At 50.6% G+C, this 24285-nt stretch carries 24 protein-coding genes; 21 read left to right on the top strand and 3 right to left on the bottom strand.

The features are described from left to right. Positions 1-85 precede the first annotated feature (85 nt). A complete protein-coding gene (locus ACYVBJ_RS21060; RefSeq protein WP_460984280.1) occupies positions 86-499 on the bottom strand; it encodes a hypothetical protein in 414 nt (137 codons plus the stop codon). A 297-nt stretch (positions 500-796) separates the two neighbouring features. Between ACYVBJ_RS21060 and ACYVBJ_RS21055 the strand changes: the two genes are divergently transcribed. The 20 genes from ACYVBJ_RS21055 (at position 797) to ACYVBJ_RS20960 (ending at position 20292) form a co-directional block, all read left to right on the top strand. Further along, on the top strand, positions 797-2290 hold the full coding sequence (locus tag ACYVBJ_RS21055; protein ID WP_460984279.1) for a UDP-N-acetylmuramoyl-L-alanyl-D-glutamate--2,6-diaminopimelate ligase: 1494 nt from the start codon (positions 797-799) through the stop codon (positions 2288-2290). Between the two features lie 82 nt (positions 2291-2372). Next, positions 2373-3581, top strand: a complete 1209-nt coding sequence (gene mraY / locus ACYVBJ_RS21050; RefSeq protein WP_460984278.1) for a phospho-N-acetylmuramoyl-pentapeptide-transferase — start codon at positions 2373-2375, stop codon at positions 3579-3581. A gap of 126 nt (positions 3582-3707) precedes the next feature. Continuing rightward, the gene (rplM, locus tag ACYVBJ_RS21045; RefSeq protein WP_460984277.1) at positions 3708-4151 is read left to right on the top strand and encodes a 50S ribosomal protein L13; all 444 of its coding nucleotides are present in this window, start codon (positions 3708-3710) and stop codon (positions 4149-4151) included. An 11-nt stretch (positions 4152-4162) separates the two neighbouring features. Beyond that, positions 4163-4549: a 30S ribosomal protein S9 gene (rpsI, locus tag ACYVBJ_RS21040; protein WP_460977400.1), complete on the top strand. Its 387-nt coding sequence runs from the start codon at positions 4163-4165 to the stop codon at positions 4547-4549. Between the two features lie 141 nt (positions 4550-4690). Further along, positions 4691-5536 (top strand): 30S ribosomal protein S2, encoded by an 846-nt coding sequence (rpsB, locus tag ACYVBJ_RS21035; protein ID WP_460984276.1) that lies wholly within the window; start codon positions 4691-4693, stop codon positions 5534-5536. A gap of 191 nt (positions 5537-5727) precedes the next feature. Then, positions 5728-6561, top strand: a complete 834-nt coding sequence (gene tsf / locus ACYVBJ_RS21030) for a translation elongation factor Ts (protein ID WP_460984275.1) — start codon at positions 5728-5730, stop codon at positions 6559-6561. Positions 6562-6702: 141 nt separating this feature from the next. Continuing rightward, positions 6703-7251, top strand: a complete 549-nt coding sequence (locus tag ACYVBJ_RS21025; RefSeq protein WP_460984274.1) for an RNA polymerase sigma factor — start codon at positions 6703-6705, stop codon at positions 7249-7251. Between the two features lie 189 nt (positions 7252-7440). Next, positions 7441-8049, top strand: a complete 609-nt coding sequence (locus ACYVBJ_RS21020; RefSeq protein WP_460984273.1) for an RNA polymerase sigma factor — start codon at positions 7441-7443, stop codon at positions 8047-8049. Between the two features lie 6 nt (positions 8050-8055). Next, positions 8056-8256: a hypothetical protein gene (locus ACYVBJ_RS21015; protein WP_460984272.1), complete on the top strand. Its 201-nt coding sequence runs from the start codon at positions 8056-8058 to the stop codon at positions 8254-8256. Next, positions 8253-9086, top strand: a complete 834-nt coding sequence (locus ACYVBJ_RS21010; RefSeq protein ID WP_460984271.1) for a mechanosensitive ion channel family protein — start codon at positions 8253-8255, stop codon at positions 9084-9086. Before ACYVBJ_RS21015 ends, ACYVBJ_RS21010 begins: the two co-directional genes overlap by 4 nt. Positions 9087-9118: 32 nt before the next feature. After that, on the top strand, positions 9119-10069 hold the full coding sequence (locus ACYVBJ_RS21005; RefSeq protein WP_460984270.1) for a DUF3078 domain-containing protein: 951 nt from the start codon (positions 9119-9121) through the stop codon (positions 10067-10069). Between the two features lie 101 nt (positions 10070-10170). Further along, a complete protein-coding gene (mscL, locus tag ACYVBJ_RS21000) occupies positions 10171-10503 on the top strand; it encodes a large conductance mechanosensitive channel protein MscL (protein WP_460984269.1) in 333 nt (110 codons plus the stop codon). 89 nt (positions 10504-10592) lie between these two features. Next, positions 10593-11957: a UDP-N-acetylmuramoyl-L-alanine--D-glutamate ligase gene (murD, locus tag ACYVBJ_RS20995; RefSeq protein ID WP_460984268.1), complete on the top strand. Its 1365-nt coding sequence runs from the start codon at positions 10593-10595 to the stop codon at positions 11955-11957. A gap of 23 nt (positions 11958-11980) precedes the next feature. After that, entirely contained in the window at positions 11981-13102 is a 1122-nt protein-coding gene (locus ACYVBJ_RS20990; RefSeq protein WP_460984267.1) for an FtsW/RodA/SpoVE family cell cycle protein, read from the top strand. Between the two features lie 81 nt (positions 13103-13183). Beyond that, positions 13184-14281 carry an undecaprenyldiphospho-muramoylpentapeptide beta-N-acetylglucosaminyltransferase gene (gene murG, locus ACYVBJ_RS20985; RefSeq protein WP_460984266.1) on the top strand — a complete coding sequence of 366 codons (1098 nt, stop codon included), beginning with the start codon at positions 13184-13186 and terminating at the stop codon, positions 14279-14281. A gap of 101 nt (positions 14282-14382) precedes the next feature. Next, positions 14383-15783: a UDP-N-acetylmuramate--L-alanine ligase gene (gene murC, locus ACYVBJ_RS20980; RefSeq protein ID WP_460984265.1), complete on the top strand. Its 1401-nt coding sequence runs from the start codon at positions 14383-14385 to the stop codon at positions 15781-15783. 37 nt (positions 15784-15820) lie between these two features. Continuing rightward, positions 15821-16594, top strand: coding sequence for a cell division protein FtsQ/DivIB (locus ACYVBJ_RS20975; RefSeq protein WP_460984264.1), 774 nt, complete (start codon positions 15821-15823; stop codon positions 16592-16594). Between the two features lie 8 nt (positions 16595-16602). Then, on the top strand, positions 16603-17979 hold the full coding sequence (ftsA, locus tag ACYVBJ_RS20970) for a cell division protein FtsA (protein WP_460984263.1): 1377 nt from the start codon (positions 16603-16605) through the stop codon (positions 17977-17979). A gap of 85 nt (positions 17980-18064) precedes the next feature. Beyond that, a complete protein-coding gene (gene ftsZ / locus ACYVBJ_RS20965; protein ID WP_460984262.1) occupies positions 18065-19531 on the top strand; it encodes a cell division protein FtsZ in 1467 nt (488 codons plus the stop codon). A gap of 59 nt (positions 19532-19590) precedes the next feature. Continuing rightward, positions 19591-20292 carry a DNA alkylation repair protein gene (locus tag ACYVBJ_RS20960; protein WP_460984261.1) on the top strand — a complete coding sequence of 234 codons (702 nt, stop codon included), beginning with the start codon at positions 19591-19593 and terminating at the stop codon, positions 20290-20292. Between the two features lie 57 nt (positions 20293-20349). On the opposite strand, the gene ffh is transcribed toward ACYVBJ_RS20960, so the two are convergent. Continuing rightward, complete coding sequence (gene ffh / locus ACYVBJ_RS20955) at positions 20350-21669, bottom strand: signal recognition particle protein (protein WP_460984260.1); 1320 nt, start codon at positions 21667-21669, stop codon at positions 20350-20352. A gap of 378 nt (positions 21670-22047) precedes the next feature. Here ffh and ACYVBJ_RS20950 point away from each other — a divergent pair, with 378 nt between their 5' ends. After that, entirely contained in the window at positions 22048-22365 is a 318-nt protein-coding gene (locus tag ACYVBJ_RS20950) for a hypothetical protein (RefSeq protein ID WP_460984259.1), read from the top strand. Positions 22366-22428: 63 nt separating this feature from the next. Here the strand turns inward: ACYVBJ_RS20950 and ACYVBJ_RS20945 are convergent, their stop codons facing one another. Next, the gene (locus ACYVBJ_RS20945; RefSeq protein ID WP_460984258.1) at positions 22429-24108 is read right to left on the bottom strand and encodes a peptidase dimerization domain-containing protein; all 1680 of its coding nucleotides are present in this window, start codon (positions 24106-24108) and stop codon (positions 22429-22431) included. Between the last annotated feature and the right edge of the window lie 177 nt (positions 24109-24285).

Raw genomic sequence — 24285 nt, 5'->3', positions numbered from 1 at the left:
GTTGCCTGCATTCAATTCTATGTATTAAAACAAAAAGCAACACCCCGCGCGGGGTGTTGCTTTTTGTGACCTACTGACGTACTGCTTATTGCAGAGCAATGGTCCGGTTCACGCTGACGCGGGTTGGCGTCGATACCGAGAATGAGTGGCGGCTAATGGTCTCGCCGTTCACCAACTCAACTTCGTATTCGCCATCGGTTAACTGTTCGATGTTGAACTTTACCCGGTAATTCCCCGATTTCTTACCTGTAATCTGGCTGCCTAAGATGTTGCCTTTCTTATCGACCAGGCGGATAACAACTGGCTTCGACGACGACTTCTCAACGATTACGTTCAGCACACTCGCCGATGACGATGGAAATACCGCCGAGCGCATTTCAACTGGACTAGTTGGGTTCGTTGGGTGGCCCTGCGCTGCACTGGCAGTCATGTAAACAATTGCACTAAAGGCTGCCAGAAGCGTTAGGGCCAGGAGGAAGGATTTGAATAATACTTTCATGGTGTTCAATAGTTTTTGTTATTGTTTGTGATTGACAATGCAAATGTATGCCTACATAATGCGTTCGTCCACAAGGAATTGGATGGAAGGTAGAAACGAGCTAACGAAGCGTCGAAATTTGGGTATAAGTTGTATAATACCGGGATGAGAGTTGTGTACTTCAGGCGCTGGATTGGGTCAGGTAATAGACGTAATCAGGGGAGGAGAACAGAGCGCTGCTGCATAAAAATTAGGCAGAACCAAGCCTACACTGTTTTTTTGTAGTTATAAAGCCCGTTACGCGCTCGTTCAACCCGTATGCAGCTAAAAGACCTTCTCTATAAAATTTCCTTGCTGGCTACGTCTGGCAGTATGGATGCCGACATCACGCATCTAACCATGGATTCGCGAAAGGTTGGTCCCGGTAGTTTGTTTATCGCCATACACGGTACGGTCACCGATGGACATGCCTTTATCGAAACGGCCATTCGGCAGGGGGCTGCCGCTATTTTGTGCGAAGAGTTTCCGGCGGAGCTTGCTCAGTACCAGTCAGCCAATGCGGTTACGTTCGTTCGTGTGCAGGACTCGGCCCGGACAATGGGTCTTGTTGCCGCTAATTTTTATGGACAACCTTCGCAGAAGCTGAAGCTCGCTGGCGTAACGGGCACCAATGGCAAAACCTCCGTTGCTACGTTACTTTTCAACCTGTTTCGCTCATTAGGATACCGATGTGGCCTGCTGTCGACGGTTCAGAACCAGATTGATGATCAGATTATACCCGCTACGCATACCACCCCCGATGCCATTACAATTAACCAGCTGTTGACTCAGATGCTGGCTCACGGCTGTACGCACGTGTTTATGGAAGTAAGTTCACATGCCGTTGTGCAGGAACGTATCGCTGGGCTTGTGTTTGCGGGAGGAATTTTTACGAACATTACCCACGATCACCTCGATTTTCACGGTACGTTCGATAATTACATTCGGGCTAAAAAAGGCTTTTTCGATCAGCTACCGGCTTCAGCGTTCGCGCTCACGAATGTCGACGATAAACGTGGGCTGGTGATGCTCCAGAATACGGCGGCCCGTAAGGAAACGTACTCACTGCAAACGCTGGCTACGTTCAAAGGTAAGATTATTGCCGACAGTCTGTTTGGACTGAACATGCTCGTTGACGAGCGCGAAGTATGGTTCAAACTGATCGGGCGGTTCAATGCCTACAACCTGCTGAGCGTATACGGCGCAGCGGTCCTGCTGGGCGAAGACCCCACCGAAGTGCTAACCCTGCTCTCGGGCATAACTCCTCCGCCCGGTCGTTTCGAGCAAGTTGTTTCCGACGATAAAATCGTGGGAATTGTTGACTACGCCCACACCCCGGACGCACTTCAGAATGTGCTGGAAACTATTAGTGGCTTGCTACAGGCAAACGAGCAGGGCCGTATGCCCCAGGTAATCACGATCGTGGGTTGCGGAGGCAATCGGGATGCGGCCAAACGACCGATTATGGCCGAGATTGCCTGCCGCTTCAGTAGCCGGGTAATTCTGACGTCGGACAATCCACGTAATGAAGATCCGATGGCGATTCTGGAGCAGATGCAGGCGGGTGTCCCCCCCGTCGATTTCAAGAAAACGCTAACGATTGCCGATCGACATGAAGCCATTGGACGGGCCGTATCGCTGGCGCATCCGCACGACATTATTCTGGTAGCCGGTAAAGGCCACGAAACGTATCAGGAGATAAAAGGCGTCAAGTATGATTTTGACGACCGGCTGGTATTGCGCAACGCTTTTGCAGAACGCGGAAATCAGTAACTTTGACCAACAAAGAGCGAAAGGGTGAAAGAGCGACATACTATTCATTCTTTCACTCTTTCACTCTTTCGCTCTCTACTAAATGCTCTATTACCTATTCCAGTTTCTTGACGAACGCTATAATATTCCGGGCGCGGGGGTCTTCCAATACATCTCCTTCCGGGCGCTTGGGGCCGTTGTTACCTCCCTGATGATTGCCGCCATTTTTGGTCGACGTATCATCGATACACTACGTACCCTTCAAATTGGCGAATCGATCCGCGACCTGGGGCTGGAAGGGCAGATGCAGAAACGGGGAACGCCAACCATGGGCGGGTTTATTATCTTGGCTTCGCTGCTTATTCCCGCGCTCCTGTTCGCAAAGCTCTCGAATGTGTACATCGTACTAGCGCTGGTGTCAACCGTCTGGACGGGGCTTATTGGTTTCCTGGACGATTATATCAAAGTCTTCCGGAAGAATAAAGAAGGATTACAGGGTAAGTTTAAGGTAGTTGGCCAGATTGGGCTGGGCTTAATTGTCGGTTTAACGCTGTATTTCAACGAATACGTTAAAATTCGGAAGTATGCTCCCCGACTGCTCAATACGTCGGCGGTTCCGGATGTGTATACCGATATCAAGTCGACACTGACAACCGTGCCGTTCGTGAAAAACATTGATTTTGATTACAGTACGCTCCTCTTCGGCCTGCTGCCCGACAGCTACACCTGGATTGTGTACGTGCTGGTATGTATTTTTCTGATTACGGCCATATCGAACGGAGCAAACATTACTGATGGAATCGATGGATTGGCCGCTGGTACGTCGGTGATCATCGGATTAACGCTGGGCATACTGGCGTGGCTGTCGAGCAACAAAATTGCGTCGCAGTACCTGACCATCATGTACATCCCCAACTCGGGCGAACTCGTGATTTTCTGCGCGGCTTTTGTGGGGGCCTGCGTCGGCTTCCTGTGGTACAATTCGTATCCCGCTCAGGTGTTTATGGGGGATACCGGCAGCCTGATGCTGGGTGGCGTTATTGCCGTACTGTTTCTGGCCATCCGGAAGGAATTTCTGATTCCGGTGGTGTGCGGCATTTTTATCGCCGAAAATGCGTCCGTAATTATTCAGGTCAGCTACTTCAAGTATACCAAACAGAAATACGGCGAGGGAAGACGAATTTTCCTGATGGCACCTCTGCACCACCATTTTCAGAAAAAAGGCTACCACGAAGCCAAGCTGGTCACGCGTTTCTGGATTGTCGGGATTATGCTGGCCGTAATTGCCCTGGCTACGTTGAAATTGCGCTAGTAACGAAAAGTCGGCACTCCCTTGTATTTCAGCGGTATAACGCCTATATTTGCACTCCCGTTTTGAAGCGGGAGTGCTTTTTTTAGAAGCAAGTAATTAGAAATCAAACAATTAGTCTCCATAACAGTGAATACGCTCAGTTACAAAACCATCTCTGCCAACAAGGAAACGGTGCAGAAGGACTGGATTGTGGTTGACGCTCAGGGCGAAGTGCTCGGTCGGCTGGCCAGCCAAATCGCACGCCTGATCCGCGGCAAACACAAAACCAGCTTCACACCGCACGTTGACTGCGGGGATAACGTGATCGTCATCAATGCCGAGAAGGTACGCCTGACTGGCTCGAAGATGACCGACAAAGTTTACGTCCGCCATACGGGTTACCCCGGCGGTCAGCGCTTTGCTACGCCCCGGTTGTTGCTCGAAAAGCACCCCGAGCGCATCATCGAACATGCCGTGAAAGGTATGTTGCCAAAGAACCGGCTCGGTCGGCGGTTGTTTACCAACCTGCATGTGTATGTCGGTGAACAGCACCCTCACGAGGCTCAACAACCCACAGTCGTTAAATTCTAAGTCACAGACGAATGGATCGTATTAACACTATTGGCCGCCGTAAAACTGCTATCTCCCGCATTTATATGTCGGCTGGCAGCGGGGCCATCACGGTGAACGGGAAAGATTACAAACAATATTTCCCAACCGAAGTCCTGCAAATTATCCTCAATCAACCTTTTGCGACCATCAATGGCGTAGGTGGTTACGACGTAAAAGTAAACGTTCGTGGTGGTGGTGTATCGGGTCAGGCAGAAGCAACCCGCATGGCGATTGCCCGTGCATTGGTTGAACTGAACGCTGAGTTCCGTCCGGCACTGAAAAAAGAAGGATTCCTGACGCGGGATTCGCGCATGGTAGAACGGAAAAAGTACGGTCGTGCCAAAGCACGTCGGCGGTTCCAGTTCTCGAAACGCTAAGATTGTTTGGTGGGCTGGCTGTTCTCAATTAACGACCAGACAACAAAAACCGATTTTATCGTCCAGATCGGGCTTAGATGATGCCGATGCCCGGTGCTGCGTATTAGTTATTATTCATTTTACATTGTTCATTTTTCGGAAATGGCACAAATCGAATATAAAGACCTCCTCGACGCTGGTGTGCACTTTGGCCACCTAACGCGTAAGTGGGACCCTCGGATGGCTCCGTATATCTTCATGGAGAAGAACGGCATCCACATTATTGACCTCAATAAAACAGTAGCGGCACTCGACGAAGCCTGCAATGCCATTAAAGGAATTGTTCGCTCAGGTCGGAAAGTTATGTTCGTCGCCACGAAGAAACAGGCCCAGGAGATCGTTTCGGAAGAAGCGCGTCGCCTGAAAATGCCGTACGTAACCGATCGCTGGCAGGGCGGTATGTTAACGAACTTCGCGACGATTCGTAAATCGCTGAAAAAAATGCAAACGCTGGAAAAAATGCTGAAAGACGAGGAGACCGTCAAGAGCATTGCCAAGCGGGAGCGTTTAACCCGTAGCCGTGATAAAGAAAAGCTGGAACGCGTACTCGGTGGTATCGCCGACCTGACTCGCCTGCCGGCTGCGTTGTTTATCGTTGACGTAAAGCGTGAGCACATTGCCGTTGCCGAAGCACATCGTCTGGGTATCCCTGTATTCGCTATGTGCGATACGAACTCGAACCCGGAAGAAGTTGATTTCGCTATCCCGGCTAACGATGACGCGTATAAGTCAATTTCACTGATTACGCTGGCTATCGGCCGGGCCATTGAAGAAGGTCTGATGGAGCGTAAGCAGGATAAAGACGATCAGCGTATCCAGGAAGAGGAAGAAGCGAAACGTAACGAAGACTTGGTTAAAGCCCGCGCCGAAGACGAAAGCAAACTGCAGGAAGGTGCAGAAGCGACCGCATCGCCAGCCGCTGTTGCTGAAGAGGAGAAGGAAGACTAATTGTCTGTTTCTCTGTTTGGCTGTTCGTTTGTTTAACCGCCAGGCAGGCGAATAATACAACTACCAAACAGAATAGCCCGTAGCCAGCCGCTATGGGCTATTCTGTAATAAATTGATTCTGACGTTACCAGTACGTGAAAACGCGATGGTAACCGAACGCAAAAAATTAACAACTGAAACCTGTTAGAACAATGGCAATTACCGCTGCTGATGTAAATAAGCTTCGGCAAGAGACCGGAGCCGGTATGATGGACTGCAAAAAAGCCCTCACCGAAGCTGACGGCGATTTTGAGAAGGCAAAAGAAATCCTGCGGAAGCAGGGTCAAAAAATAGCGGATAAGCGCGCTGACAACGCTACGGCCGAAGGTGTCGTTCTGGCGCACGTAAGCGAAGATGGCAAAAGCGGTAAAGTAATCGCTCTGGCCTGCGAAACCGAGCCCGTATCGAAAGTAGCCGACTTCCAGAATCTGGCAATGGCGGTTATGAGCACGGCTGTTGCCACGAACGCTGCCGATAAAGCAACGTTGCTGGCAACTCCACAGGCCGATGGTCGGGCTTTGCAGGATCACATTACGGACCTGATGGGTAAAATCGGCGAGAAAATCGACGTAGCGTCGTTCGAGACTGTCTCCGCTGATAAAGTAGTTTCGTACATTCACTCGAATGGCAAGCTGGGCGTACTGGTTGGTCTGGTGAATACGAACGGGACGGACGTAACGGAAGTAGGTAAAGACGTAGCGATGCAAATTGCCGCTATGAAACCCGTTGCTCTCGATAAAGACGGCGTTGATGCGACGATCGTAGAACGCGAAATCGAAATCGGTAAAGAGCAGGCTCGTCAGGAAGGTAAGCCCGAAGCGATGTTGGAAAAAATCGCGATGGGTAAACTGAATAAATTCTATAAAGAAAATACCCTGCTGAACCAGGAGTTTGTAAAAGACAGCTCCTTAACGATCGCTCAGCTTTTAGACAAAACCAGCAAGGGTCTTACTGTTTCATCGTTTAAGCGTGTTTCTATTGGATAAAACTAATATTAACCTACCGCTCAGTAAAAACCCGGCCAATCAGGCCGGGTTTTTTGTTGGCCGGAAAACCAGCTATGGGTATTTATACGTAGATGTTACTGAATTAGCAAAACTAGCTCATCAACTATAATACCGTAACCAATGCAAACGTACAGTGACGAAGAATTAGTCAGTAATTACTTAGAAACTCAGGAGAACGATTATTTTGAACAATTGTACGAGCGGTATTGCCATAAGGTACACCGGAAGTGTTTATCGTTTACAAAAGATTCTTCGCAGGCGCAGGATCTTACGCAGGACATTTTTCTGCGCTTAATGCTAAAATTGAAAGGCTTTAAGCAGCAGGCTAAATTCTCTACCTGGTTATATTCGATTACCTATAATTACTGTACCGATCAGATTCGGACTCCCCGCTATCGTCAGGAGACACTGATGGATGAAGGCTGGGAAACGCTGAACCTGAATGCCGATGATGGTGTGCGTGAGGAACTTGAAGCCTGGCAGCTTCAGCAGGCCATGCTGCGACTGGCGCCTGATGATCAGGATCTGCTGCAACAGAAATACCAGGAAGATCTCAGCATCCGGGAATTGGCCATACGGCATTCAATCACGGAAAGCGCGGTGAAGATGCGCCTGAAACGGTCGCGCGATCGGCTGCGTCAATACTATGCTGAACAACGTATCGACTAATCTTTACCCGCACGAACAGTAGCCAGCCGACCACTGGGTCGCCATCTCATTACGTATTGTATGCTTATATGTGAAACTCGGCCAGACGCCGAGTTTTTTGTTGGAATTGGGCGCACTCTCCAATTTTATACGCCAAAGCCGTTACTTTTCCATTTCTTTAGGTCTTAACAGCCAATACCCTGCTTCTAAATGAAACAATTTTCGGACGAAGAGCTGGTCCGCCTGTACGTCGAAACGCAGCGTAACCAGTACTTTGAGTCTTTATACGAACGCTACTGCGACAAAGTGTACCGGAAGTGTCTATCGTTCTCGAAAGATCCCGTTCAGGCTGAAGATTATACGCACGACGTGTTTTTAAAGTTGGTGACGAAGCTGGGCAGCTTCCGGGCGCAGGCCAAATTCTCTACCTGGCTTTATACGCTGACTTACAACTACTGCCTGGACCAGACGCGGGCATCCGCCTACCGACGAGAAGTCTATGTCGATGAGGGCTGGGATCGACTGAACGTAGTGAGCGACGATGATGGCTACGCGGAGGTGACAGAATTAGAAGTACAGCACCTGCAAAAAGCGATGCAGCGACTTGCGGCTGAAGAACGGATGCTGCTGCTGATGAAGTATCAGGATGACATCAGCATCCGGGAGATTGCCGATCTGAACGGGCTTACGGAAAATGCAGTGAAGATGCGCCTGAAACGGTCGCGCGATAAGCTGCGTAAGATTTACCTCGAAGGAGCGGTGTTCTGGGTATTGCTCGCTATTAAAGCCGCCCTTTCGCTACGTGACCTATTTCGTTGATTCGCCATGACAACTAATCCATTTAAGGAACTGGAGCCGGACGATGCATGTCCACCCCGCCTTAAAAAGCAGATCATGTCGGATATTGACCTGATCAAAAATGCATTAACCATCGTAGAACTATACGTCGGCGACTTGTTCGGCGTAGTATCAGCGCTTGCTACCCTGCCATCCGATAGCGCTGATTCGTTGAAACCCAATCCATGAAACCACTACCGAATCTGACAGAAGTACTACAGAATACGTTTCAGGCCCTGATTGATCAGTTTGTTGAGTTTGTACCACGCTTACTGGGTGCGTTGCTGATCCTTTTGATCGGCATCGCCGTTGCCCGCCTTACCGCCCTGATTACCCGACGGCTACTAGGCCAGATCGGTTTCGACAAAATAGGCGACCGGCTGAATGATATTGGAATCATTAAACAGCTAAAAACCGAAATCAAGCTTAGTGAAATTGTCGCGAAAGTACTCTACTACTTTATTCTGCTCGTTTTCATCAAAGCCGCGGCCGAGACCCTGGGCGTATCGGCCATCACCGAGATGGTATCGTCGCTGGTTAATTTTATTCCCAGGCTGGTTGCCGCAGCGATTATGCTTCAGGTTGGCGTGCTGGTCGCCGATGCGCTGCGGGCCGCCGTTGTGAGTGTATGTCAGTCGTTCAACATTGCCTCGGGTCGGTTGCTGGGCATGATTGTTTTCTTCTTTTTCCTGATCGTTACCGTCATTAGTGCCCTGGGTCAGGCTGGTATCAATACTGAACTGCTTGAATCCAGCTTTAATCTCATCATCGGCGGGGTCATTTTTGCGTTTGCCATCGGCTACGGTTTAGCCTCGCGTGATGTGATGGCGAATATACTTTCGTCTTTTTACTCCCGGAATAAATACAAGGAAGGGCAGGTTATTCAGATCGACGGCGTAAAAGGAGAGATCATCAAGATTGATACGACGGCTCTTACGTTACGTACCGGTGAGACAACGACCGTGTTTCCGCTGCAAACTCTGCAAACCAGGACGGTGGAAATTTTTAAAACGAACTGAGTTCTACACGACCAATCACTATTCATTGTCTTATGAGAATAATCGCGTACGTATGTGTAAGCTGGCTGTGCATAACGGCTGCCTTCGCACAAGACTCGACTATCGTTACCAATTTTAAAGATACCGTTGCTATAAAACCCGATACGTCGTACTGGCAGCGGTCGTTCAGCGGTGGGGTTAATTTCAACCAGGCATCGTTTAGCAACTGGGCAGGCGGTGGCACCAACTCAATTGCGATAGGCGCGGTAATTGCCGCCCGGGCGCTCTACGAAAAGGCGCGCTGGTCGTGGGATAATACAGCTGACCTACAACTCGGTTTCGTTAACCAGAACGGTACGTCGCGCAAATCCGCTGACCAGCTCTTGCTGAACTCGGTAGCGGGCTGTAAAATCTCGTCGAACTTAGATCTGTTTGCCTCCGGTACATTCAGTACGTTCTTTGCGCCCGGTTACCGCTACACGAACTTGGCTCCTAATGAGACGCGCTTTAAAGTGTCTAATTTTCTGTCGCCGGGGCAACTGACTTTCGCTTGGGGTGTTGCGTATAAGCCTAGCGACTGGTTTGCCCTTCGCGTCAGTCCGTTTGCGCCCCGGTTAACGTTTCTTTCGGATCAAAGCGTTCGCTTTCGGGAGGGAGCGGATAAAATACCGGTTCGTGACCCTACGGCTGTTGCTTACGGTGTAGCACCCGGAAGAAGCATCCGAACCGAATGGCTGGCGCTACAGCTACAGGCGGCTCTGACGCGGAATCTGAGCGAAAACATCAGTATCAATGCCAAGTACCAGCTATATGCCAATTACCAAACACTGGATGCCATCGACCATCGGCTGGACCTAACGCTAACAGCGAAGATCAACCGGTATCTGACCACAACGCTGGCGGTCATCGCGTTGTATGACGAAGATTTTTCGGACGCTCTGCAACTGCAACAGACGCTGGCAATCGGTCTGGTGTACAACGTAAGCACATTCCGAAAGAAATAAACGGGCGGTTACTTTCTGTTATTTTGATAGCTGATTGATTTCCATTAGCTTACTGGCGATTTCTTCCCCAAGAAACTGTTTAACCTAACTATAATCCGAACATGATTAAAGAATTTCGTGCCTTTATCGCACAGGGTAATGTCCTTGATCTGGCCGTTGGTATCATTATTGGCGCAGCCTTCACGAAGATTGTTAATTCGCTGGTTGAAGATATTCTCAACCCGGTTATCGGCTTACTCCTGGGTGGAGTCGATTTAACGCAGTGGAAAGTAGTGCTAAAAGAAGCGGTAGGTACCGAACCCGAAGTAGCCATCCGGTACGGCAATTTTCTTAACAACATCGTCCAGTTTCTGATTGTTGCCTGGGTTATTTTTCTGATCGTAAAGGCGGCTAACCGTGTGCGCCTGTCGAGTTCGTTGGGGTCTAAAGAATAGCTTATTTAAATAAATTCAGCGTAAAAGCCTTCCGCAACTTCGGGAGGCTTTTGTTTTATGCGTTATTTTGCCACTAGTAGCGATTACGTATGGCAGCATTAGTAGTTATCCTCGGTGGTGGGGAAAGTGGAGTAGGAGCGGCTCTCTTGGCGCAGGCGAAAGGCTTCGACGTGTTTTTGTCCGATCGGGGAGCCTTGAAAGAAAGCTATCGGACAACGCTTCAGACCGCCGGGATTCCGTTTGAAGAAGGACAGCATACCGAAGAGCGAATCCTGGTAGCTCAGGAAGTTATAAAAAGCCCCGGTATCCCCTCCACTGTACCATTGGTACAGAAGCTTAACGCACAGGGTACCCCGGTTATCTCTGAAATTGAGTTTGCCGCCCGCTACACAACCGCAAAACTTATCGGTATTACGGGAAGTAACGGAAAAACGACAACCACCCTTCTTACGTATCACTTATTAAAAACGGCTGGCCTGAACGTGGGATTAGCCGGCAACATAGGCGATAGTTTTGCGGAACAGGTAATTACCGATCCGTATGACTACTACGTACTGGAATTGAGCAGTTTTCAGCTGGATGATATGCACGCTACCCATCTGGACGTAAGGGTGCTGCTCAATATTACCCCCGATCACCTGGATCGGTACGGGTACAATTTTCAGAACTACGTTGATTCTAAGTTTCGGATACTGCAAAACGCCCGCCCAACCGACGATTTCATCTATTTTCAGGAAAGCCAGCCCATTCAGGACGAACTGAACAAACGGAATCCAACCGTAAACCGACTACCCGTTTCGCTTGGCTCATCGGTTAACCCATCTGAGTCGGGCGGGTGCCTGATCGACGGTACTTTAACCGCTACGTATAAAGGTCGTACGTTTCAGCTGTCCATGAGCGATACAGTGCTGCGTGGTCCGCATAATGCAATTAATATGCTGGTCGCCGTGCTGACCGCTCAAGCGGTAGGGGTGTCGGACGAAGCGATTACGGAAGGGCTTAAGACATTCCAGAACGCGGCTCACCGGCTCGAACCGGCCGGAACAATCAACGGTATTCAGTTTATAAACGACTCAAAGGCCACTAATGTCGACTCGGTATTCTATGCGTTATCGAGCCTGGAAACACCCGCGATCTGGATTGCGGGCGGTCAGGATAAGGGCAATGACTATAGTCAGCTGGATGAACTGGTTCGGCAGAAAGTAAAGGCCTTGATTTGCCTGGGCGTCGATAACCATAAGTTAGTGGACTACTTTGGGGATAAGGTACCCGTATTATACGAAACACAGGATGTTCGCGACGCCGTGGCCAACGGGTTAGCGCTCGGTCAACCCGGTGACATTGTCCTTTTGTCGCCAGCCTGCGCCAGTTTCGATCTATTCAAAAACTACGAGGACCGGGGCAATCAGTTCAAAGCGGCCGTTCGTGAGTTAGCCAGTACGCATATAGCATAAACCACACATTATAGATTCGTTTTATGGCTCTCCGGGATTGGATTCGTACGCACCTGAAGGGCGATCGCCAGATTTGGTGGATTGTTCTTTACCTGTCGATTATGAGCGTACTGGTTGTATACAGTGCGACTGGTACCAAGGCGTTTCGTGAGCTGGACGGCAACACGGAGGTCTTTCTGCTGAAACACGGGTCACTGTTGCTGATCGGTTTGGCCTGTACGTATTTTGCGCACCGGGTAAATTATATCTACTACGCCCGGCTCTCCAAGTTTGGCCTTTGGTTGTCCATTCCCTTGTTACTCTGGGCATTCTTCAAAGGATCAACGCTTAATGACGCTTCGCGCTGGGTAACCATTCCGATCATTAACCAAACGTTTCAACCGTCCGATTTAGCCAAACTCGCCCTGATCTCGAACCTGGCGGCTATGCTCGCTAAGCGGCAGCGGTTCATGAACGATCCGAGCGTACTGTTTAATCTCATTCTTTGGATTGGCGTAATCTGCTCGCTGATTATTCTGTCGAATACGTCAACGGCGTTGCTGCTGGGCGCTACGTGTTTCCTGCTCATGTATATCGGTCGGGTGCCGGTGCGTTATCTGGCCTACATGATTGGCGTCTGCGTGGTGTTTGGTGGACTGGCGCTGCTTCTTGGGCAGCGGTTTGGTACCGCTACCAACCGGATCAAAAATTTCATGGACTCAGATACGATTGTTTATCAGGTTGAGCAGTCGTATATCGCCCTGGCCAACGGGGGGCTGACCGGGCAGGGGCCCGGCAATAGTCACCAGCGTAATACGTTGCCTAACCCGTTCTCCGACTTTATCTACGCCATTATTGTCGAGGAATACGGACTCCTGCTTGGGGGTATTCCGGTCGTGCTGGCCTACATCTGGTTTCTGTGGCGAGGGATGAAAACCCTTCAGAAAGCCACCCGACCGTTTGGGGGGCTGCTGTCGGCGGGGCTAACCTTCAGCATTGTATTTCAGGCCTTTGCCAGCATCTGCGTAGCGATTGGCCTGGCCCCCGTAACTGGTCAGCCGTTACCCTTGCTAAGTATGGGGGGCACATCACTCATATTTACCGGCTTAGCCGTAGGTATTGTGTTGAGTGTCAGCCGGGAAGAAGCTGATGAAAGCAAAATATGATGGGCGTTTCTTATTCTTTAGACCGTAGTTTAAAGCACGGGTTAAGAAATAAGAAACGAAAAGGTAACACGTAGATCGTACATGAAGATTATCATCAGTGGAGGAGGAACGGGGGGCCATATCTACCCAGCCATTGCCATCGCCAATGAACTGAAGGCAATTGATCCGACGACCGAAATTCTGTTCGTTGGCGCCGAAGGAAAAATGGAGATGGAGAAGGTGCCACGGGCCGGTTACAGCATCGTGGGTTTACCCGTGGTGGGTATAAAACGGGAGCTTACGCTGGCTAATCTGGCGTTTCCGCTTAAACTGGGCAGAAGCCTGCTGCGTGCGCAGGAAATCGTTCGCGACTTCAAACCAGACGTAGCAGTGGGCGTTGGTGGCTACGCCAGCGGTCCATTATTACTGGCGGCCTCCCGGAAAGGCGTTCCTATCTTGATTCAGGAACAGAACTCATACGCCGGGTTGACCAATAAAGTGCTGTCGCGATGGGCTGAACGGATCTGTGTCGCTTACCCAAACATGGACGCATTTTTTCCGGCGGGTAAAATCAGGCTGACGGGCAATCCGGTACGTACCGATATTCAATTCGCTGACCAGCAGACTGAAGCCGGTCGGGTATTGTTTGAACTGGAAGATAACCGACCGACACTGCTGATTATTGGGGGGAGTCAGGGTGCCCGAACCATTAATGAAAGTATGGAGGTCGGCATAAAACGATTCGTTGAAGCCGGTATACAAGTGATCTGGCAAACGGGCCCGGCCTTTATCGAACGGGCCCGTTCCGCAGTGGCCCTCCTGAACTCGTCTTTGGTGAAGGCCTATGACTTCATCTACGATATGGATAAAGCCTATGCCGTTGCCGATGCAGTTGTGTCGAGGGCGGGGGCATTATCGGTATCTGAGTTATGTTTGGTTGGCCGGCCGGCAATACTGGTTCCTTTTCCGGCGGCTTCCGAAGATCATCAGACTAAAAACGCGATGGCACTGGTCGAACGTAACGCAGCTTTGTTAGTACGTGATCAGGACGCCCGGGAGCAACTCGTCTCAGCGGCTTTAAACCTGCTGGCCGATATGCCGCAGCGGGTGCAGTTGAGCACCCAGATAAAAACGTTAGCGAAACCCAATGCCGCCCGTGAAATTGCGGAGGAGATAATCCAATTAACCAAACGTCATTGATCGTCATCATACAAACCTTATGTATAGTCATTACAAATAAGTTTTAGAGTAATGATCATACATGACCGCAAATGACTAGTAATGACCATACATAGCAGCTAATGACTTTAGATCAGTTCAAATACATTTATTTCCTAGGTATTGGTGGCATCGGTATGAGTGCCCTAGCCCGTTGGTTTGGCGTGAACGGCTATACTGTGGCGGGGTACGATAAAACGCCTACTGCCCTGACGAACGCGCTGGAAGCCGAAGGTATGGCCGTCCATTTTACGGAAGATGTCGAACAGATACCCGCTGTCTTCCGCGAGAATCCGGCCGAAACGTTGGTGATTTACACGCCTGCCGTTCCTAAAACACACGCCGAATATATATACCTGACCGAGAACGGTTTTACGTTGCAGAAGCGGTCGCAGGTGCTGGGTTTGCTGGCCGGTCAGATGAAAACAGTGGCCGTAGCCGGTACGCACGGTAAAACAACCACCTCATCGATGGTCGCCCATATCCTGCGCGACGCCGGGGTTAACTGCGCGGCTTTTCTGGGAGGGATTACCAATAATTACGGCACTAATTTCCTCTTAAACGAACCCGCTGAGGACTTAAAATCGGTTGTGTGCGTAGTAGAAGCTGATGAGTTCGACCGGTCATTTCTGACCCTCTATCCGCAATTGGCCATTGTCACCTCTACGGATGCCGATCACCTGGATATTTACGGAGCGCACGATGCGGTGCTTGAGTCATTTGGCTTGTTTGTCAGCCAGATCAGGCCCGATCACACTGGCAAACCCGGCGTGCTGTTTATGAAAAGCGGGTTGTCGCTGGCCGACAAAACAACCGCTGACGTTCGGCAGTATTCGCTTCAGGGAGGTGATTATTATAGCCAGAACCTACGCGTCGAAAACGCTACGTTTGTGTTCGACCTGGTGTACCCGCAAGGGGTTATTACGGGTATTGAACTGATCGTTCCTGGATTTCACAACGTAGAGAACGCGGTAGCGGCTGCTGCCGTAGCCCTGGAACTGGGCGTATCGCCGGAAGCCATTCGCTCCGCATTGGGCAGCTATCAGGGCGTTCGGCGCCGGTTCGAGTACGTACTGAAAACCGAAAAAGCGGTACTAATCGACGACTATGCCCACCATCCGGCCGAAGTACAGGCTTTTTTATCGTCGGTTAAAGCGCTGTATCCCGGTCGTGACGTAACGGCCATTTTCCAGCCGCATTTGTACAGCCGCACGCGCGATTTTGCGGAGGGTTTTGCCGAAAGCTTATCGCTGGCCGACAACGTCTTACTGCTGGATATTTACCCCGCACGTGAATTGCCGATTGAAGGCGTTAGCGCTGAACTGATTTTTCGCGATATTCGATCGGAAACCAAGTACCAGTGTACCAAAGCAGAAATACCCGCCCTGGTGCAGCAATTGGCCCCTTCCCTGTTGGTAACGATTGGCGCGGGTGACATTGATCAACTTTTACCCACGCTAAAAACTATACTAGAAGACCAATAGATAAATATATCTGTCCGACAACTTAGCTTATTTACAGATGTTTTCTACCTTTAATTCAACCAAAAAGTGGCTGTTTGTGGCCGGAGGGCTTTTTAGTCTACTCGGTCTGATTGCATTTACGGAGGTTCGACAGGGGCAGAAGCACGTTCGGACGGTAGTAGTCAGGCTCGATCAGGTTGATGGTCACCAGTTTCTGACTCGCCGGGATGTAATGGGTTACTTAACGAACGGCGGGGCCGACCCAATCATCGGAAAGGATTACGCCGACGTAAGTTTCAAGCAGTTGGAGACGAGACTGAAGCAGCATGGGTTGGTAAAAAATTGTCAGGTGTCGCGTGACTTGACGGGTGATCTGCTCGTCAAGGTTGAGCAGCCCCGGCCAATAGCCCGCCTGATGGTTTCTGGCGACGGAACCCGGTCGGTACAGGGCCAGTATATAAGCGAGGAAGGGCGGTTTTTTCCGATTTCGATGAACTACTCCGCGCGAGTACCCATCCTGACCGGAACGTACTTCGGGCATAATCGCTCGCTGGCCAATGAACGAAACCAGCCCTTACTGGATTTGTTGAAGTATATTCATTCCGATCCGTTTTGGCGGGCGCAGATTACCGAGTTGTCGGTGGATGAACGGGGCGAAGTGACCATGTGGCCGCAGCTCGGCAACCACCAGATTGAGTTTGGGCCTCCGACGGATTTGGAAGCCAAGTTTAAAAAATTGAAATTAGTCTATACAGACGTTTTACCCGTCAAAGGCTGGGATCGCTACAGCCGGGTGAGCGTTCAGTATCGAAATCAAATAGTCTGCGAATGACAACGGGTATGGACGAGAAAATAGTGGTGGGCCTGGACATCGGCAGCACAAAAGTATGTGCAGTGGCTGGTCGGTTAATTCGTAACAACAAGGAACAGGAAACGCTCGAAGTATTGGGCGTGGGTGAAACCAGTCTGTCGGATGGCGTAGCGAAAGGCTCCGTCGTGAACGTGAATAATACAGTCAATGCCATTAAGCGAGCAGTTACGGAAGCGTCCAATCAGTCGAACCTGAATATTCATCTGGTAAATGTCAGCTTTAGCGGGTCGCATGTTACGTCCGTTAAATCAAGCGGCAGCATTACACGCTCGTCGTCAGGTGATGAAATCCAGATGGAGGACATCGACCACCTGCTGAGCGACATGTACCGGAATCCATCTATTTCGGCCGATAAAGAAATTGTTCACGTATTGCCCATGGATTTCATGGTCGACGGTGAAACAAACGTTAACCAGCCCGTCGGTCGGATTGGCGTGAAGCTGGGCGCTGATTTTCAGCTCATCACGGCGCAGGCAACCGCGGCTCGTAACATTCGGAAATGCATCAACCGGAATAATCTGGCGCAGGACACCATGATGCTGTCGGCGCTGGCGTCGGGCTTAGCGGTACTTACAGACGAAGAGAAATATGCCGGGGTAGCCCTGGTTGATATTGGCGGTGGTACCACTGAAATAGCAATTTACTACCGGAATGTACTCCGGCATGTGGCGGTGTTTCCGTGGGCGGGCAATAGCCTAACTTCCGACATACAGGCGGGGTGTAAAATTCTGCCGAACCAAGCCGAGCAGCTGAAAAAGAAGTTTGGAAACGCTAACCCCAACGAATACAACATTAATGAAGTGGTTGCCGTACCCGGACTGAGTAACCGCCGACCAAAAGATGTGCTGCTGAAGAACGTAGCGGTAATCATCGAAGATCGGCTTCGCGAGATTGCTGCCCTGGTGCAGGCCGAAATTATTCGGTCTGGATACGAAGGCAAATTGCTGGGCGGCATTGTGCTGACCGGCGGAACGGCCCTGATTCCGGGTGTAGAACAGATCTTCGGGCGCGTAACCGGCGTCGAAGAGGTGCGGGTAGGATATCCTGAACACCTGGAGCCAAATGGACGCGCCGACCTGGTTGGTGATCCGGCTTATGCGACGGCAGTGGGCCTGGTTTGGGCTGGTTACAAAACGATTGATAACCGAATCTCGTTTATTAGTGATCCGAACCGTAGCTATACTGAAGAGCCAGCCCCAACGCCTGCACGACCGGCCTATGTACCACCGGTTAGTCGGGAGAAGGAAAAGCCAGTGCCTGAGAAAGAACCGGAAGAAACAGGGCTGCTAGGCTGGTTCCGGAAGATGACCCGGCCCATTCGCGGCAGCGAAACCGATACGTATTAACGACCCGCTGGGGAAACCGACTAAAGGTCGGTTATTTGCTATCAGGCAGTTTTTGTATAACGAAAAGACACCACAGACCGACACAATGCTTAGTCAGGGATATAGATTCGAAACACCGGATGACAATCCGACCATAATAAAGGTTGTGGGCGTGGGCGGCATGGGCGGCAACGCTGTTAAGCACATGTACAACCTGGGCATGCGGGACGTGAACTTCGCGGTCTGCAACACCGACCGGCAGGCGCTGATGAGCAATCCGGTGCCAACCAAGTTACAGCTAGGCGATGGGCTGGGGGCTGGAACCGAAGCCAAGGCCGGTGAAGACGCGGCTCGCGCCAGCATCGAGGAAATCCGTAATCTGCTGGCACCGCCCACCAAAATGGTGTTTATTACGGCCGGGATGGGGGGCGGTACCGGTACGGGGGCAGCACCCGTAGTGGCCGAAGTCGCCCGGGAGATGGGGTTATTGACCGTTGCGGTGGTAACTGCACCCTATTGGTACGAAGGAACCGATAAGAAAGAGCAAGCCCGGGAAGGTATCGAGAAACTCAAGAAAAGCTGCGATACGGTACTGGTTGTTCTGAATGATAAGCTGGCTGAACTGTATAGCGAACTGACCTGGACCGAAGCGTATGCGCACGGCGATGACGTATTGGCCAATGCGGTGAAGAGTATCGCTGAAATTATCACGACGCAGGGGGACATCAACGCTGACTTTGCCGACGTTAAAAAGGTGCTTGAACAGGCCGGCCAGTCCGTAATGGGTTCGGCGGAAGTTGCCGGTGAAGATCGCGCGCTACGGGCCATTGAAGCCGCCCTGAATTCTCCGTTGCTCAATGACCACGACATCCGGGGTGCCAAGCGGATTCTGCTCACAATTTCATCGAGTAAGGAACACGCCATGCGGCTGAAAGAGCAGATGGCTATTTCGGAGCACGTCGCCAAAAAAATCCAGGCTGAAGCCCGCATGTTTAAATTCGGGGCTATCACGGACGAAACGCTGGGAGAGAGCCTGCGGGTGACCATTATTGCGGCTGGCTTCGGTGGGACCAGTAAATTGATGGATCAGCTTAGAAATACAGTCGAGATCGCTCCTGATCCGGCTGATCCGACCGATGAACCTACTGCCGAAATCGGTGAGCTAACCGACACGGTAGAGGATAGTGCTGAGCCGGAAGAGTCGGAGGCCGTACTCATTCCGGTTGGCCCGGAAAGCGATGAGTCCGACGCTAAACTTACGGGTGTAACCGTTAAAGCCGACGAAAAGCAGACCCCAACAAGCTACAACGGCTCTACCATCATTCGGCCGGAGTCTGGTTCGACGTTACGTCCGTTCTCCTACGACGAACCAGAGGGCGATGTGTTGCTGTTAGATGAAGAAGAACGGCCCAATGACGCTGAAATGATCGAGCGGATGGTTGATGCGTTCGTTAAAGGCCATTTTTCATCAACTGAACTGGACCGACCGGCGTTTGAACGTAACAAAACTGTGCTTTACTCACTGCCTCTTCTGGCGGAGCATGAGTTTATCCGCTCAAAACTGAATGACTAAGCAGAGCTTGGCTGAACGATATGCGGGGACTTTCGAGATGAAGTCCCCGCTTTTTTGATATGACCACCGCAACTGACGTTAAGAACGCGCTACTAGCGTTAGCACAGCCCGAACGAGCTGCCTTTGCCGCTCGGTTTTTCAAAACAAAGCCCGGACAGTATGGCGAAGGTGACCAGTTTCTGGGCTTATCTATGCCGCAGCAACATGCTGTTGCGAAGCAGTTTTTAAACCTCTCCATCGAAGAAACCGAGCGGCTGCTTCATGATCCGTACCATGAATGCCGCATGACTGCTTTGCAGATCTGGGCGTATCAAACAAAAAAAGCGGGAACAGCGCAACAAACTGCAATTTTTGAACAGTACCTGGCCAACCGGCAGTACGTCAATAACTGGGATCTGGTCGATGTATCCTGTCCACAGCTTGTTGGGCTGTATCTGCTTTCGCGGGATCGATCTGTGTTATATGATCTGGCCCGGGAAGAGCACCTGTGGAGTCAGCGTATCTCTGTCGTATCGACGCTGGCGTTTATCCGTAAAAATGAGTTTGCCGACACCTTCGGCATTGCTGAGATTCTGCTGCCGCACAAGCACGATTTGATTCATAAAGCCGTTGGCTGGATGCTGCGGGAGATTGGAAAACGAAATTCAGACGCGCTGGACGAGTTCCTACACGATCACATCCGGCAGATGCCCAGAACCGCGTTACGGTACGCCATTGAGCGCTTCGAACCCGCTCGTCGTCGTTACTATCTGGGTTTATAAAAAAAGGGACACTTTCGAAGCGACCCTTTTTTTATAATGTAATGCTGATGGCTCGGCTTAGCGCATCATCTTGTTGAGCTTACCCGAAGCCTGCATCGTGTTCATTTTTTTCATCATCTTACGCATTTCATCGAACTGCTTCAGCAGATTGTTTACCTGCTGAATGCTCGTGCCACTGCCGTTGGCGATGCGCTTCTTACGGCTCCCGTCAATAATATCGGGGCGCTGCCGTTCTTTCGGGGTCATCGAACTGATGATGGCTTCGATGGGCTTGAACGAATCATTATCAATGTCGAGGTCTTTGATCATCTTGCCCATACCCGGAATCATACCCAGCAGGTCTTTGACGTTACCCATCTTCTTGATCTGCTGCAACTGCGACAGGAAATCGTCGAAGTCGAACTGATTCTTACGCATTTTGGCGTTGATGCGCTTCGCTTCTTCTTCGTCAAAGGCCTGCTGTGCGCGCTCAACCAGCGAAATTACGTCGCCCATGCCCAGAATCCGGCTGGCCATACGGTCCGGATAGAACACGTCCAGCGCTTCCATCTTCTCACCCGTGCTGATGAACTTGATTGGCTTGTTCACGACCGTTTTGATCGAAAGGGCAGCTCCACCTCGGGCGTCACCGTCGAGTTTGGTGAGTACCACACCATCGAAATTAAGCCGGTCGTTGAACGTCTTGGCCGTATTTACCGCATCCTGCCCGGTCATAGAGTCAACGACAAACAGCGTTTCGGTCGGACTGATCGCCCGCTTAATGGCTTCAATCTCCTGCATCATGGCTTCATCGACGGCCAGACGACCGGCGGTATCCACGATAACAACCTTTTTGCCCGTTTTGCGTGCCTGTGCAATTCCATTCTGCGCAATTTGTACTGCGTTTTTATTTTCGGGTTCAGCGTATACCTCAACGCCTACCTGCTCGCCCAACACTTTCAACTGGTCGATAGCAGCGGGGCGGTAAATGTCGGCGGCAACGAGCAGCACGTTACGTCCCTGCTTTTTCAGGTAAGACGCCAGTTTGCCCGTAAAAGTAGTTTTACCAGACCCTTGCAGACCCGCGATTAACACCACCGCCGGATCACCTTTGATGTTAATGCTCTGCGCTTCGCCACCCATCAGGTCTGTCAGTTCTTCCTGGACAATCTTGACAAACAACTGACCGGGCTCAACCGATATTAAGACCTTCCGATCGAGGGCCTTGTCGCGGATACGGTCCGTAATATCTTTGGCAACTTTGTAGTTTACGTCAGCGTCAGTCAGCGCCCGGCGAACCTCTTTAATGGTTGCAGCAACGTTAATTTCGGTAATGCGGCCCTGCCCTTTAAGGGTTTTCATGGCCTTATTAAGTTTATCCTGAAGATTCTCGAACATAGTCTATCACAAACAATTGGGCAAAGATAACAGTTTCCGGCGGGCAACGATTGTTAGCCCGCGATTGTGAGGCTGTGGCTGCTAAAATCTGATTGCCGCTAAACTATAACAATACCAAATAGATAAGCTGTAATCGATAAACCAACGTACTATTGCTGGAATATAATTCGGTTTAATGGTAAAGGGCACACACATTTCGTTGCCGTGTATATATATCAGCCTATTATATTCTGTATGCTTTAAAAAATTATTAGCTATATACGTGTAATAATTGCACTATTCTTCGTTATTTTTGAGAATGATGGTTCATGCCTGTATATGTATACGTCTACATAGTAGGCGCTGTTCCGATAAAACCAGCTATAACGAATCAAGAGAATGAGGAGAACAGGGTGGATAGCTATCGGCATGGTGACCATGCTGGCTGTAACGGCACCGGTAGGGGCGCTGTCAATAAGTGATCTCGGAACGAAGCAGGTAGAACCAACGTCTGAAGGACGTATCGGCTCGGGCAATGGTAAGTTAACCAGGAATCCGACGTTGGCACGTAACAGTACGAAAGTAGAAGCTACCGCTAAACCAGAAGCGGCTAAACCAGCTGTTGAGCAGGATAAAAAAGCGATTGGTCGGTGCTGGAAACGCCTGATGAATATGGTCCGTGAGGTAAATCACGCCCACAGGAACAGAAGCAAATAAAACAAGACACAATACAGATAATGAGCAGGGCCGCCCATCGGTGTTGATGGGCGGCCCTGCTCATTATTTACCTTTTGAGGGTTTGGCTTTCTCTAAATCGGCTCGTTGATCGTCGCGTAAGGTTGGGTATTTGATCCCCAACTGCTCCAGGTACGTTTTGTACTTGGCTGGATCGTAGTAGAACTTCTCTAGTTTTGGTTTGAAATCGGCCATAATCTTCTGGTTCAGATAAACAGCCGGAAACTCTTTTGGCGAGATCAGCGGGGTGTATTTCTGCTCTTTGGTTTGCTCGTCGTTGTAATACGCCCACGCTTCCTTGATGATCTCCGGTTTCATGAGCATGTCCAGCAAGGTCATAGCCTCAGCTTTAGCACCGGCCACAATGCCTTTGTGCGCAATGGGCGTGGCCATCGAGATGGCGTTTGCCCAGTGGTGCCCCGGTAGGTCGGGGATGTTGCTGGGGTAACGTAACACGATGGTGGGCAGCGACCAGGAAATATCGGCAATGTCGTCTGAGCCGCCTGTTAGGGGCACCAGTGTCTGTCCACCCATCATGACCGTTGGGGCCGTTGACGCGGGCAGGCCAATGCTGTCTAGTTTCATGGCCAGACCGCCCGTTTTCCGCGATTGTAATTCTTTCTGTGTGGCTTTGGCCAGCATCTGATCTTCGGGTGACCAGGTGGGCAGCCCTACTTTCTGAATGTTCTGGTACATGGCCTCGGCGATTGGTTTGTTAAAATGCCCCGGCCAGGCTGATCCCAGAATTTCGTACGTGAATTTCGTATCGGTCATCAGGGCTGCACCTTCAGCCATTTTTACGCCGGTTTCAAACAACTTTTTAATTTTCGGGTAGCTGCGTTCGCGGAAATAATACCAGACCGATGCTTTTGAGGGTACTACGTTGGGTTGGTCGCCACCGTCGGAAATAACGTAGTGGGAGCGCTGGGTAAGCTCAAGGTGTTCGCGCCGGTAGTTCCAGCCGATGTTCATGAGCTCAACGGCATCGAGGGCGCTTTTACCGCGCCAGGGAGCGCCAGCCGCGTGGGCCGCTGCGCCTTCGAAATTAAATTTGACGGACACCAGGCCGTTGTTACCTGCGTCCCCATAGGACGTAACCAGGTTATCGCCAACGTGGGTGAAAATGCAGGCATCTACGTTTTTGAAATACCCATCGCGGATGTAGAACGCCTTGGCACCAACCAGCTCCTCGGCTACACCCGGCCAAAGCATGAGCGTTCCCGAAAGTTTTTCGCGTTCCATAATCTGCTTCACCGCCAGCGCCGATACGATGTTCAGCGCTTGTCCGGAGTTGTGGCCTTCACCGTGACCGGGCGCGCCTTCCACAATGGGGTCTTTGTAGGCTACGCCGGGTTTCTGACTCGCTTTCGGAATGCAGTCGACATCGGAGCCAATAGCAATTACCGGCTTGCCTGATCCCCACGTAGCAATCCAGGCCGTGGGCATACCCGAAATTCCTTTCTGAATGGTGAATCCTTCTTTTTCGAGCAGGGTCGTAAGATAGTTGAACGTTTCCTGCTCCTGGAATCCCAGTTCCGAAAAGCTAAAAAGCATGTCGTTGATTTGCTGAGCCTGATCTTTGCGGCCCTCAACGGCAGCCGCAGCCTCGGCTTTGAGTTTTTCGATTCGGTCCGACGTAGTACGAGTGGACTTCGACGCTTTTTTGGATTGCCCCACACTGAGTAAAGGCAGGAGCAGCGCCAGTAGCAGATAAACTTTTCGCATGATTATGAATGACTTGTTCAGGTTAGTCAATCAAGATACGAAAAGATTGGGTGTGAAATACGTTGCTGATGGAGAGTTATTTTTGGTGTAAGGCTTATAAGCTCGAAGAAGATTGATAACCTGGTTCTGCACGAAAATGATATGTAGTTACTCCGCTGAAGACAAACAGAGTGAAGT

Source organism: Spirosoma fluminis (assembly GCF_054778895.1).
Note: the sequence above shows the minus strand (reverse complement) of the source record. Positions and strands in the feature narration are given on the sequence as shown.